This window comes from Trabulsiella guamensis ATCC 49490, from assembly GCF_000734965.1.
In the GTDB taxonomy this organism is placed as follows: domain Bacteria; phylum Pseudomonadota; class Gammaproteobacteria; order Enterobacterales; family Enterobacteriaceae; genus Trabulsiella; species Trabulsiella guamensis.
Genome location: NZ_JMTB01000121.1, coordinates 1 through 14,313 on the forward strand (window position 1 = coordinate 1; position 14,313 = coordinate 14,313).

General features: G+C 54.8%; 6 protein-coding genes. All 6 read left to right on the forward strand.

The window, feature by feature from the left end; translation table 11 throughout:
* On the forward strand, positions 1-601 hold a 601-nt coding region (locus tag GTGU_RS21560; protein WP_038162380.1), incomplete at its 5' end, for a ShlB/FhaC/HecB family hemolysin secretion/activation protein.
* 18 nt (positions 602-619) lie between these two features.
* Positions 620-11,743 carry a hemagglutinin repeat-containing protein gene (locus GTGU_RS21565; protein WP_051857422.1) on the forward strand — a complete coding sequence of 3,708 codons (11,124 nt, stop codon included), beginning with the start codon at positions 620-622 and terminating at the stop codon, positions 11,741-11,743.
* Entirely contained in the window at positions 11,740-12,234 is a 495-nt protein-coding gene (locus GTGU_RS21570) for a hypothetical protein (protein WP_038162383.1), read from the forward strand. Before GTGU_RS21565 ends, GTGU_RS21570 begins: the two co-directional genes overlap by 4 nt.
* Positions 12,235-12,440: 206 nt before the next feature.
* A complete protein-coding gene (locus GTGU_RS26390) occupies positions 12,441-13,235 on the forward strand; it encodes a toxin C-terminal domain-containing protein (RefSeq protein WP_211252879.1) in 795 nt (264 codons plus the stop codon).
* Complete coding sequence (locus tag GTGU_RS21575; RefSeq protein ID WP_038162386.1) at positions 13,142-13,597, forward strand: hypothetical protein; 456 nt, start codon at positions 13,142-13,144, stop codon at positions 13,595-13,597. The genes GTGU_RS26390 and GTGU_RS21575 overlap by 94 nt, the downstream gene beginning before the upstream one ends.
* Before the next feature lie 34 nt (positions 13,598-13,631).
* On the forward strand, positions 13,632-14,285 hold the full coding sequence (locus GTGU_RS21580; protein WP_038162389.1) for a CPBP family intramembrane glutamic endopeptidase: 654 nt from the start codon (positions 13,632-13,634) through the stop codon (positions 14,283-14,285).
* Positions 14,286-14,313: the final 28 nt, after the last annotated feature.

Here is a 14,313-nt window from a genome sequence, read left to right on the forward strand (position 1 = left end):
CCGTAAGCTCACCTCGTTTTCTGTCGGTCTGAACCACACGCAGAAAATCCTGGGTGGCGTTGCCACGCTGAACCCTGTGTTCACGCGTGGTATGTCATGGTTTGACGCAGAAAGTGACCACGGTAAAAGAGATGACCAGCCGAAGAGCCAGTTTCGCAAGTTCAGCCTCAGCGCCAGTTTTCAGCGTCCTGTGACGGATGGCCTGTGGTGGCTCAGCAGTGCTTACGCTCAGTGGTCACCTGACCGCCTGCACGGTGCCGAGCAACTGACTGTCGGGGGCGAAAGTTCCGTGCGCGGGTTTAAGGAGCAGTACCTTTCCGGCAACAACGGCGGTTATCTGCGCAATGAGCTGAATTATTCCCTGTTCACCCTGCCGTTTATCGGCCAGGTCAGCACCATTGCCGCTGTGGATGGTGGCTGGCTGCATTCTGACCGGTATGACCGCTATTCCTCCGGTACTCTGTGGGGTAGCGCCATCGGTCTGTCAGCAGCAGGAAAAGGGTACTCATCGCAGTTTACCCTGGGCATTCCCCTTCAGTACCCGGACTGGCTCGCACCGGACCACCTCGTCATTTATTACCGTCTGGCGCTGGCCTTTTAACTTCAGGAACTCACCGTTATGGATAATCACCACACCGTTTCCTTCAGCCGCCGTGTTCTGAGTTATCTCATCAGTGTCCTGATAGCCGGACAGCCCATGCTGCCCGCCATCGGTGCGGCGGTCACGCCTTCCGGTAACACGAAGATGGACCAGGCAGGTAACGGGGTGCCGGTGGTGAACATTGCCACACCCAACGGGGCGGGGATATCGCACAACAGATACGGTGAATACAACGTCGGGAAGGAAGGACTGATTCTCAATAACGCCACCGGCAAGCTGAACCAGACGCAGCTTGGCGGCCTCATTCAGAACAACCCGAACCTGAAGGCGGGTCAGGAAGCCAGAGGCATTATTAATGAAGTGACGGGTGGCAAACGCTCGGAGCTGAAAGGCTACACCGAAGTCGCAGGCCGGGCCGCGAACGTGATGGTGGCGAACCCGTATGGTATCACCTGTGACGGCTGCGGCTTTATCAACACCCCGCAGGCCACGCTGACCACCGGTAAACCGGTGCTGAACGCCGACGGCAGCCTTCAGGCGCTGGAGGTGACAAAAGGCAGTATCACCATTAACGGGGCCGGTCTGGACGGCAGTCAGTCAGATGCCGTGTCCATTATTGCCCGTGCCACGGAAGTGAATGCCGCACTGCATGCGAAGGATTTAACCGTCACCGCCGGGGCGAACCGCGTCGGTGCAGATGGCAGTATCACCTCTATTAAAGGCGATGGCGCTGCACCCAAAGTTGCCATCGATACCAGTGCTCTTGGTGGGATGTACGCCAACCGTATCCGTCTGGCCTCCACCGAAAAGGGGGTTGGCGTCAATCTCGGAAATCTGAATGCCCGCCAGGGCGATATCACGCTCAACAGCGCCGGTAAGCTGGTCCTGAAAAACAGCCTTGCCAGCGGTAACACCACCCTCACCGGTACAGATGTCACGCTTTCCGGTGATAATAAGTCCGGGGGCAACCTGAATGTCACCGGACAGAGCACCCTGACGCTGAATCAGTCCCGCCTGGTGGCGGATAAAAATCTGGCGCTGTCCTCATCCGGGCAGATTGTGCAGAACGGCGGTGAAGTCACCGCCGGGCAGAACGCCACCCTCAGCAGCCAGTCGCTGAGCCAGAACAGCAGCGGCAGAATCAGTGCCGCCGGGAATATCACGCTCACCACTTCCGGGGATGCCACACTGAAGGGCAGTACCGTCGCCGGGAAAACACTCACCGCCAGTACCGGCAGTCTGAACAACGGCGGGACGCTGGCCGCCGGAACGGACGCGACGATTAACACCGGCACATTCAGCAACACCGGCACCGTCCAGGGTAACAGCCTGACGGTCACGGTCACCGACCTCACCAGTTCCGGCAGTCTGAAAAGCAGCACCACACTCGCCATCAGCGCCCGCAATGCCACGCTGTCCGGCGACACCGGCGCAAAAGGCAGAACCAGCGTCACCGCCAGCGGTAAACTCGATAACAGCGGCAGACTCATCAGCGATGACACGCTGACGCTCAGTGCCGCACAGATGAGCAACAGCGGCACCCTCTCCGGAGCCAGGGGACTTACCGCTTCCGCAGACACGCTGACCACCACCGAAAAATCGGTCACGCACAGCAACGGTAACCTCACGCTGAACAGCGCCTCCGCCACGCTTGCGGGTGAAACCAGTGCAGGCGGTGCGGTGACGGTAAAAGGCAACAGCCTGACAACCACTGCCACCGCACAGACGCAGGGCAACAGCATCAGCGTGGACGTACAGAATGCGCAGCTTGACGGCACACAGGCCGCCAGAGACGGCCTCACACTGAAGGCCCGTGACACGCTGACTCACGGCGGAAAATCGTCCGCCTCCGTGCTGAAAACCGAAAGCAGCAGTCTCAGTAACAGCGGTACGCTGACGGCTGCTGTGCTTGCGATCAACAGCCCCACAGTTATCAACAGCGGTCTGATCCACGGTGAGAGGACGCTGTCGCTGGTTTCGCGCCTGCTGGATAACCGCGACAGCGGTGTGGTGTACAGCCCGGCAGCGCTTTCCCTTTCCTTATCTGAACTGAAAAACACCGGCATTATCACCAGCGATGCCGCGCTGTCCCTGTCCGGTACTCAACTGACCAACAGCGGAGAATTGAGTGGCGCTGCACTCTCTGTTGATTACGCCACACTGAACAATAACGCGGGTGGTCTGCTGCTGGCGCAGGGCGGGAGTGCGATCACCGCACAGGCCCTGTCAAATGCGGGCACGATCGCAGGTAACACGCTGACGCTGAATGCAGACCGTCTCACCGGTTCCGGTCTGTTACAGGGAGATACCGCGCTGTCGCTGACGGCGGGCATTCTGGATTTACTGGCGGGATCGCGCACGCTCACGGGCGGGGATCTCACCCTTTCAGGCACCACGCTGACCACCGCAGGCCAGACTCAGGGGCAGAACGTCAGCGTGAATGCCCGTGACTGGCGTCACAGCGGAAGCTCACTGGCGACCGGTTCACTTGACGTTTCTGCCACCGGAACATTCAGCAACACCGGCGATCTGATGAGCCAGGGCGACACCACGCTGAAGGCAGGAACGACAGACAACCGGGGCAGTCTGCTGTCGGCAGGCGACCTCTCCCTTAGCGGAAATTCGCTGGATAACAGCGGCACCGTCCAGGGCAACCGTGTCACGGTTCACCAGGACCGCATCACCAACAGCGGAACGCTCACCGGGATCGCCGCACTGACGCTGGGCGCACGCCCGGAGATGGCGGCCCCCCTGCTGACGCTGACAAATAACAGTGGTGGATCGCTGCTCACGACCGGCGATCTGACTCTCCGCGCGGGCAGCATCAGCAACGCGGGGCAATGGCAGGGGAAACGGGTATTTATCCATGCGCAGACGGTTACAAACAGCGGTGCGCTCCAGGCGGCAGAGTTACTGGATGCGCAAATCAGCAACAGCCTCACCGGCACATCCGGCAGCAAAATCACCTCAAACGGTGAACTGGCACTGTCCGCGCTGACGCTGAGCAACAGCGGGCAGTGGATAGCGAAAAACCTGTCACTGAAGGCGGTTCGGTTTACCAACAGTGGTGACATCACCGGAGTGGATGCACTGTCGGTCACGCTGAACCAGACCCTGAATAACCAGGCGGGCGGTAAACTGCTGAGCGCCGGTAATCTGACGCTCAGCGCGGGCAGCGTCACAAACGCCGGACAGATACAGGGAAAGACAACTGCCATCACCGCAGGCTCGTTTGTTAACAGCGGACGGCTTCAGGGCGAGTCTCTGGCGCTGAACGTCTCCGGGGGACTGAACAATACCGCGAACGGCGTGCTGCTGAGCCAGAATGCCATGAATGTGACAGCGGCGACGCTGAACAACCAGGGCGCAATACAGGGCGGCGGCGAGTCTGCCGTTAAGGCCACCACCCGTGTACAGAACGACGGCAAAATCCTCTCCGGTGGTAAACTCACGCTGACCACGCCGGAGCTGACGAACACCGGCAGCGGACTGGTACAGGCCGTCACGCTGCTGCTGGATGTGGTGAACGCCGTGAACAGCGGGCGCGTACTGGCAACCGGCAGTGCTGAACTGAAAGGCACGTCGCTTAATAACAGCGGCACGCTTCAGGGCGCGGACCTGCTGGTGAATTACCGGACGCTCAGCAACAGTGGCACAGCGCTCGGCACCGCCGGGCTGACGGTAAAAGGCGATTCGCTGGTGCAGACCGACGCCGGCCGTCTGTACAGCGCAGGTAACCTGCTGCTGGATATGCGTGATGTCAGCGGTCGCGGTCAGGTGGTGGCGCTGGGTGATGCCACGCTGAAGCTGGTGAATGCGCTGACGCACACCGGCACGCTGGCCGCCGGGAAAACCCTTTCCGTCACCTCGCAGAATGTCGTCACGAATAACGGTGTGATACAAGGCAATGCCATCGTCCTCAGCGCAGGTGGAACGTTCACCAACAACAAAACGCTCACTACCGGCAGTGGCAGCAGTACTTTCAGTGCGCAGAACATCCTGCTGAATGCCTCCGGCTCGCTTCAGGCGGGCGGCGATGTCAGTCTGACCAGCCGGGGCAATATCACCGTCAATGGCTTCACCGGCACGGCGGGCAGTCTGACCATGGCAGCCGCAGGCACCCTGCTCAACACCGCGCTGATTTATGCCGGTAACAACCTGAAGCTGTTTGCCGACAGGATCCACAACATTTACGGCGACATCCTGGCCGGTAACAGCCTGTGGATGCAGAAGACGGCGTCCGGCACCGCAAATACCGAAATCATTAACCGCTCGGGGAATATCGAAACCCTCCGGGGTGATATCACCCTTGCGACAGGACATCTGCTGAACGAGCGGGACGGGCTGCAGGCAACGGAAACAGAGATCAACGGTGCTCAGGCCGTTCCCGGAATGGGAAATACGACCATTGATGTGGACATAAGCCTGTTGCCGGAAGGGAGTTTCGGGGTTAACGGATATTCCTATACCAGGGAGTCTGGTGCCTGTAATGCTAACGGGGCCTGTAACTATCATCATGAATATCAATACTACTACGCCCCTTTTGAGAGCGCTGCCACACAACAGTTTATTTCCCGTCAGGTACGCACGGATGTGACCAACACAGGTGGTGCGTCACGCATTGCCTCAGGCCGGAACCTGGTGGCAGCCGCTGACGTACTGGACAACGCCGCCAGTTATATCCTTGCTGACGGTAATGTCACCCTGACGGGAACGACACTCAATAACCAGAGCTGGCAGTCGGGTACCTGGACTGAGTATCTGGTTTATCAATATCAGACAGGGTACCACGCAGGTTATGCCGTTGACACTGTTGATATTCTTCCACCGTGGTATAACCCCGGTCAGAATGCGGCGGGTGAAAGTATTATTTTGCCGAAAAAGGACAAAATAACCTTTGTTCTTGCCGGGCATACGACGGCGCGGGAGCAGGGCGAAGATTTCCGCGCAGTGATTCAGGCGGGTGGTAATGTTAATGCCTCATTCAGTCGCGATATCAGCAACACCACGACCACGGCAAACGCAGGCGGTATCAGCAACACCATCAGTGCGCCTTCGCTGAACACGCTGACGCCGCAGACTGTCAGCAATGGCCTTAGTGCCGAATCCCTCACCAGTGCCGGGAACGCCACCATCAGCGGTCCCGGCTGGCTGGACAGTATCACCGACGGACTGAAAGACATCGCCGGGGGCTCGTCACTTTCCGGTCAGAGTGGCAGCGGTGGCAGTTATCCTCTGCCCTCCGGTAACAATGGTTACTTTGTCCCGTCCACCGACCCTGACAGCCCGTATCTGATTACGGTAAACCCGAAGCTGGACGGCCTCGGGAACCTGGACAGCAGCCTGTTTAACGGTCTTTATGGACTGCTCGGGATGAAGCCCGGTCAGGCACCGCAGGCGGATGCCCGCTGGAGTGATGAAAAACAGTTCCTCGGCTCATCATATTTCCTTGACCGTCTCGGCCTGAAGCCAGAGAAGGATTACCGCTTCCTCGGCGATGCGGCCTTTGACACCCGGTATGTCTCAAATGCGATGCTGAACCTGACCGGCTCGCGTTATATCAATGGTCTCGGTTCGGACCTGGAACAGATGCAGTACCTGATGGACAGTGCAGCGGCCCAGCAGAAAGGTCTCGGACTGACCTTCGGCGTGGCGCTGACCGCTGAACAGGTGGCACGCCTGACCGGCAGCATTCTGTGGTGGGAGTCCGCCACCATCAACGGCCAGACCGTGATGGTGCCAAAACTCTATCTCTCCCCGCAGGATATCACCATCAATAATGGCAGTGTTATCAGCGGGAATAACGTACAGCTTGCCGCAGGCAATATCACCAACAGCGGGGGGACGCTGATTGCACAGAATGACCTGTCCCTGGATGCAGACAACAGCATCAGCAACCTGAACGCGGGACTGATAAGCGCAGGGAACAGTCTGAACCTGAGCGCCATCGGGGATATTAACAATATCGGCTCGGCCATCAGTGGTAAGACCGTGGCACTGGAGAGCATCAGCGGCAGCATTAACAATGTGACCCGGACTCAGCAGTGGAGCGCGGGCAGCGATGGCCGTTATGGCAGTGTGCACGTCAGCGGCACGGACACAGGGCCTGTGGCGACTATTAAAGCGACAGAATCACTCTCACTGGATGCGGGCAGGAACATCAACATCACCGGGGCAAATGTAACATCCGGCGGAACCCTCGGAATGTCTGCGGGTAATGATATCAGTATCACCGCGAACCAGATAAGTGAGAGCAAAAGTCAGTCCGGTTTCTGGCGCACTAAAGACAACAGTTCATCATCCACCGCCTCACAGGGCAGCACCGTCAGTGCGGGCGGAAATCTGGTGATGGTGGCAGACAATAACCTGAATGTCACCGCGTCCTCTGTTTCCGCCGGTAACAGCGCCCTGCTCTCTGCGGGCAATGACCTGAACCTGAATGCGGCACGGGAGAACAGCAACAGTCGTAACGGTAAATCAGAGAGCCACGAAAGCCACGCGGTCGCCTCCACGGTGACCGCCGGGAATAACCTCACCCTTGCCGCCGGTCGCGACGTGAACAGCCAGGCTGCCAGTATCGCGGCAGAAAACGACGTTGCCATCCAGGCCGGTCGTGACGTGAACCTGATGGCCGAAGCGGCAAATGCGGGCAACAGCTATATCTCAAAAAACAAAAAAGAGATTAACGAGTCCGTCCGTCAGCAGGGCACCGACATCACGTCCGGTGGAGACACCACCATTGTGGCCGGACGGGATGTGACCGCACAGGCCGCTGACGTGTACGCCACCGGTAACACCGCCGTGGTGGCCGGGCGGGATATCACCCTCACCACCGCCACTGAAAGTGACTATGAATACCGGGAGAAGAAGAAAACCTCCGGTGGCATGTTCAGTAAAAAGACCACCCACACCATCCACGAGGAAAGCCACACCCGGGAGAAAGGCACACAGCTTTCAGGGGAAAACGTGGTACTCAGCGCAGGTAATAACCTGACGGTACAGGGCTCATCCGTTGCCGCTGAACGCGACGTGGCACTGAAGGCCGGAAACAACGTGACGGTGGAAGCCGCCACCAACACCGACACGTATTACGACATGAAGAAGACGAAGAAATCCGGCATCTTCTCCAGTGGTTCGGGTCTCGGTGTGACCATTGGTTCGCAGTCGTCGAAAACCACCCGGCGGGGTGCAGAGACCACGCAGAGCGATGCACGAAGCATGGTGGGCACCTCCGGCGGTAACGTCATTATCAGCGGAGGAAATCAGGTCACGTTAAGCGCCGCTGACGTCATTGCCGGACGGGCAAAGGACGACACGTCCCGTGCCACCGGGCATATCGATATCACCGGCAGTGACATTGCCATTATCCCCGGACGGGATACGGTCACCGAATCGGTGAAACAGGAGACAAAATCCTCCGGTCTCACCGTCAGCGTGAAAGCGCCGTTTGAGGACACGGTACGCAATGTTCGCGACACCGTGCGCGGGAAAGACGGCAACGGTAACAGCACCGTTGATAAGGTGAAATCGCTGGGTGCGGAAGGTGCCGCTCTTGCCCTGGACGGTGCCGGTCAGATGCTGTCTGTTTCCGCAGGCAGCAGCAAGTCGTCCTCTGAATCACACTACCAGGGCGAGTTTAACAGCGGAAGCCAGCTTGCCGCCGCAGGCAATATCCAGATGACCGCTACCGGCAGACAGGGTGGCAACAGCGGCAATATCCTGATTGCAGGCAGCCAGGTGAATGCCGGTGAAGCGGTGATACTGGATGCGCAGCGTGACGTGAACATCACCACCTCCACAGACACTGAACAGTACAGCAACAGCAGCAAATCCAGTGGCTGGAATATCTCAGATTCACTGAGTGCCGGGACAGCGGTCCGTGCCACTACTGGCGGGGGTAAACACGGCAGCCAGCTTCTGCCGGGCGGGATGAGCCAGTCAGAAAGCAACAGCAGCGGCACGCGCACCACGGAGAACGCGTCAGTCATTCAGGGTGCGGATATTTACGTCAACAGCCGTGAAGGCAGTGTGAACATCAGCGGCAGCCAGCTTACTGCCACAGATGACCTGTTACTTTCGGCTACAAAAGGCGACATCACGGTTACCGCCGGGCGCGACACGTCACATAGCAAAACGAGTGGCAGCAGCAAAACCATTGGCACCCTGGGTGGGGACGGTTACAGCGCCACGGCGGGTTACAGTCGGGATAAACACAGCAGCCGTGAGGACGCGACCACTGAAAGCGGGCAGCGCAGCCAGTTAACGAGCACAAACGGCAACATTATTGCTCAGGCCGGGAAGGACGTTTCCCTTTCCGGTACGGATGTCAGCGCCGGTAAATCGGTTTCACTCAGCGGTGAAAACGTGCTGTTTGACGTGAGCCGCGACATCCGTGACGGCGAGGCCCACAGCAGCAGTTCGCAGTACGGTGTGACCGCCGCTGCCGGTGGCTGGGCGGTGGATGCGGCTAAGGCGGCTGAAACGGCTGCCCGCAGTGCGGAAAATGGCGACGATGCGCGTCTGACTGCCATCAGAACAGGCCAGGCAGGTACCACTGCCGCACAGGGCATGATGACGGACTCGGCTGTTGTGAAGGGCAAGGTCTCAGTCACAGTGGGTTCATCCTCGCAGGACAGTCAGTACCACAGCAGCAACACGCAGGGCACCACCGTCAGCGCCGGTGAGAATGTCATCATTAACGCCCGCAACGATATCGCGGGTCAGGGCGTACAGATTGGCGGGAAACAGGTGGTACTGGATGCGGGGCGGGATATCCTGCTGACCGCCTCACAAAACACGCACAACAGCCAGAGTAAAAACAGCGGCAGCCAGGTCAGCGCCGGTGTGGGCGTCAGCCTCATCGGCTCACAGAACGGTATCAGTATTGAACTGGGGGCCTCACAACAGAAAGGTAAGGAAAACGGCCAGTCACAGAGCAACACCAACAGCGTTATCCGTGCCGAAGAGCAACTGACCGTGAACAGTGGACGCGACACCACCCTGAAAGGGGCTGAGCTGGAAGGCAACCGTGTGGTGGTGAACACCGGGCGCGACCTGACCATCAGCAGCGTTCAGGACACCGCCTCTTACGACAGTAAACAGTCTTCTTCCGGCGCGTCCCTTAGTCTGTGTGTCCCGCCACTGTGCTACGGTGCTTCATCGGGTAGCGTGAATGCTTCAGGTGAAAACGTCACCCAGAGTGGTAAGAGCGTCACCGACCCGAGCGGTATCTATGCCGGAAAAGGCGGCTTTGATATCACGGTCGGAAACCATACCCAGCTTGACGGTGCGGTGATTGCATCCACGGCAACGGACGACAAAAACAAACTGGATACGGGAACGCTGGGCTGGACCGATATCCACAACGAAAGCAAAACCTCCGGTGACAGCTATACCGTGGCGATTTCGGGCAGTGCGGGCGGCAGCGGAAGCGGTGAAAACCGCAACGTGGTCCCGGCCATCGGTACCGGTCATGCGGAAGAGAGCAGCAGCGGCACCACCTCATCGGCCATCAGTAACGGCACCATCATCATCCGCGACAAGGATAACCAGACGCAGGATATTGCCGACCTGAGTCGTGACACCGACAACGCCCACCATGGTGTGGATGTGAACGGTGATGTACAGAAGGTGAAGGATAACCTGGCGGTACAGAGCGAAGGGATGGCCCTGGCAACCTCTGCGCTGGATGTGTACGGCAAGTACGCAGAGAAGCAGGCGAAGGAATCCAATGCCGCGCTGGAAGCGAAGCTGGAAGCCGAAGGTGCGTTTGCGGGCATGACGGAGGCACAAAAGCAGGTGGCGCTGGAGAAAGCGGAAGGCTATCAGAACACCGACTACGGTCCGGGAAGTGAGTTCTGGACGAAGGGCAGCGCGGCGGCAGGACTGCTGGCCGGTGCGCTCGGTGGTAACCTGAAGGCAGGTGCCGCAGCCGGAGCGGCACCGCTGCTGGCCTCACTGGTTAAGGATGTGAATAACGATGCGGCCCGTGCGGCCCTGCACGGCATCGTTGCAGCGGCGATGACGCAACTGAGCGGGGGCAGCGGCTCTGATGGCATGAAGGCCGGGGCGATTGGTGCCATCACGGCTTCAGTGATGACAGAGTACCTGGTGCGCGGTCTGTATGGTAATAAAAAAATCAGTGACCTGACGGCTGACGAGAAACGTCTGGTCAGTAGTCTGGTGACGATTGCAGGCGGTCTGGCCGGTGCGGCAGGCACGGATGGTGATCTGTCAATGGCTGCGCTCGCGTCCAGCACCGCGAAGGTGGAAGTCACTAACAACTCGCTCAGCGAAGATCAGATCAATGGATTTGCAGCAAAAGCCAAAGGCTGTGAAGCCCGTGGCGACTGCGGAAAAATCGTGAAAGAAATGGAAGATCTGAGCCTCAATCAGCAGAAAGAAATGATTGCGATCTGCTCTGTTAATCCTAAAGCCTGCAAAGAGAAGTACGGGGATATCCCGGCTAATGGGATGCTGGTACGCCAAGCCCTTGATCAGCTTTTTGATGCAGATGTGCCGTCAGAAATGAAGAATGATATTTCGTCATTCTGGGCACAACAAATGGAGGCTGAAGGTGTCGTTACCAGTACCGAGTTTGCGAACCAACTGGAAAGCCGGTATGGCATGGACAAACAGCAGTCCGAGATCCTTGCAATGGCGGTGCTGGGTGCAGTGACCGGGGGAATGGGGAAAGCTGGCGCTTCAACACCAGGTAAAACAATATCGGCCAAGCCTGAGTGGTTGCAGAATGTTCAGGCTGGTAATAAGTTTAATGCGGAACAGTCTAAAAATTATCCATACAATGAGCTGTATGTGAACAAACCTAATGGAAACGGTTATTATCGTGTTGATTCATATAACCCGGCAACAGGTGAGATAGTGTCGCGTAAGTTCACACAATTTGCAGATATTACAGAGGCTACGGCGACCAGTTACATTAGGGAAGCTGTGAATAAATACCCGGCAGGTGCATCTATAGCGCAAGTGCCATCCAGTGGAGCGTTAGGTGGTAAGCAATTACAGGGTTCAAATATTCTAGAAATTCCTCCGCAAATTAAACCAATTCCACAATCTGTTCTTGACTCAGCTAAGCAATCTAACGTGATAATCCGTGACACTAACGGAAAGGTATACAAATGAGGCATAATATTTTTTATTGCAAAAAATGGTCTATTGGTTACAAAGAACCAATAACCCCATTGACTGAACACGAGGCCCAGAAGCTGCATTCTCGCGGCCTTCCATATACAGTGCTTATTGATTCGGATAAAGAGCCAACGTGTTTTTTAGAAGTGATAAAAAACAAAAAAATGGTAGGGGTTGGTTTTTTGGATGAGCAGCAAAAAGAGTATCTAATGTACCAGTTTCAGTTGGTAGAAAGTGGAAAGCTTTTTCTATCAATGGCTGTTTATCGAGAGTTTGCTGAACACGATGGCGAAGGTGCAGGTATATTGAATGTGTCGCATGGTACTACATATACCTTTAACGAAGATGGTAGTGCTGTGGTAAGAGAAGAACAGTTTAATCCCTATAAACTCGAAGAGAGTCAAACAACGGTCGATGTGACGGGGAATTATGATCAGTTTCCCGAGTTTGGAAAATATGACTCTTTGATTAGAAAAGAACGATAAAACTATTCAGCCACTTACAAACGCTTCTGAGGCGTGTGTCGTGGCATCACATCTTCAGACTGATATGATGGTGGGGTAGCAGACCAAGTGTCACGGCCGGACGGTAGCGTCTGCGGAGCCAAAAACGCTTAACAGCGCAAAAAGTTGCCGTTCCGGAAGTACAGCAGAGAAAACAAGTTGTAACTCACGGAAAGAACAGGGGAAAATTGACTTCGCCCCTGCAATCCGCGTCAGAGAGAGTTGTTTCGGACAACAATGCCCTCGCAATTGTTGCCGCAGGAAACTCAGCCGCTGCTGCTGGCTCCGGTGCGGTAGCCGGTGCAGTCGGCCAGGGCTCACAGTATCAGGTGAATAATACCACTGATGATCTTGATATAGCTGGAAGCTGTGAAGGAACCCGCGAGCAATGTGCTGTGCGCGATCCGAGCCGTGATGGAACACGCGGACCGGGGCATACTGAGTTACCAATAGCTGAACAGGACCCAACTGGTGGTAAACTGGTTAATCCTGATCAAAGTGGTGAACAAGGGCTTACACATACAGGAAATAATCAGCCTTCAGGTCAGAGCGTAACCAATACAGGTGACCCTGGTGGTAATCCTGATACTGGCGGTAATACAACTGTCACACCGATACCGGAGGGGCCAAGCAAAGATGATTTGGCTTATCTTGCCCTTAAGGGCAAAGAGGCTCAAGAAGCCGCTAAAAACTTAGGATTCGATCGTAGAATCCCACAACAGAAAGCACCATTTAACTCTCATGGACAACCAGTTTATTCTGATGGAAAAAACTATATTACCCCTGATATTGATAGTCATAACGTTACAAATGGCTGGAAAATGTTTGACCGAAAAGGGAACAGAATAGGAACTTATGATAGCAATCTGACAGGATTAAGGATTAATATATGTTTGGTATTTTTCCTGATAAGAATCTGGTGTATATTGATGGCGAACTTGCATCACCTGCATCTATTGTTATCGATGAATTCACAGAAATGATGAATATCCCTTTAACATATTGGAGTATAGATGATTACAAACTTTCTTGGCTCAGGTCTCTTGAGTATGGTTTGGCAACTAAAAAACACGCCGTTTTAGCTGTGTCGATGTACCTCCCTGAAAATGTTAAATTTATATTTGCGTGGATTCTATATTTTCATGGGGATAAGACTTTTATACAAAACAAAGTTTTATTTCTTGACGAATGTGAAGGCTTTACTGCTACCAGAATTAATGATTTTGTACAACCACGTTCAACTCATACTGAGGATGGTATCAAAATTTCTGAATGGACTATTGATTTTGGGGGAGTTATCGATTTTTATAAGACACTTAAGCAATGGGAAGAATCTCGCCAATAGGTGGTGAGATTTTTGTGACAATGGAATGAATAACATGTCAAATTATACAATAAGGTTAGCGCAATCTCTTTGGTACTTTGGGATGCCGACTCTTTGGTATGGTTTATCAATTTTTACTGGTATTTGGGTTTACAATGGTACGTTCATTAATCCAGCTTACTCATTTGTACTTTTTGTTCTAATTTCATTTATCATTATCACACCATGTTGGCTCTTATATAAAGAAAAGTATGGCACACTTACTATTGGTCGATTTTCTGGCAAATTAATGCTTCAGTTTGTTGCTGTACTTGCACCAGTTTTAATACTAACGAATTTAATGACAACAGAAGAAAATAACTGGTTCCTACAGGTTATAGACTCTTCGGTCAAAGGATGGTTAGCGGTCATACTGGCAATGGTGTTTTTTGCCCCTATAGTTGAAGAAATTATTTTTCGTGGTTTTTTATTGCAAGGCTTTTTGATATGGTTGCCAAATAATCGACTGGCTTGCTGTGTATTGGTATCATTAATATTCTCGGCAGCTCATGTACAATACAAATCAAATGCAATAATAGCTGAGTTAATTATTCTTTCTTTGTTTTTTTGCTACGTGCGTATTATCAGCAAAGGACTACTAATGCCTGTACTATGTCATATGCTAACAAATGCAATAATTTTATTATGGTACTACCTTGGTGTGGTATAAATTGTCAAAAATCTGTTCACACAGTTGG

Excerpts from the sequence above, each read along its gene's own strand:
- GTGU_RS21575 (WP_038162386.1), top strand. The coding sequence starts at position 13,142 with ATGTTTGGTATTTTTCCTGATAAGAATCTGGTGTATATTGATGGCGAA.
- GTGU_RS21580 (WP_038162389.1), top strand. The coding sequence starts at position 13,632 with ATGTCAAATTATACAATAAGGTTAGCGCAATCTCTTTGGTACTTTGGG.
- GTGU_RS21565 (WP_051857422.1), top strand. The coding sequence starts at position 620 with ATGGATAATCACCACACCGTTTCCTTCAGCCGCCGTGTTCTGAGTTAT.
- GTGU_RS21570 (WP_038162383.1), top strand. The coding sequence starts at position 11,740 with ATGAGGCATAATATTTTTTATTGCAAAAAATGGTCTATTGGTTACAAA.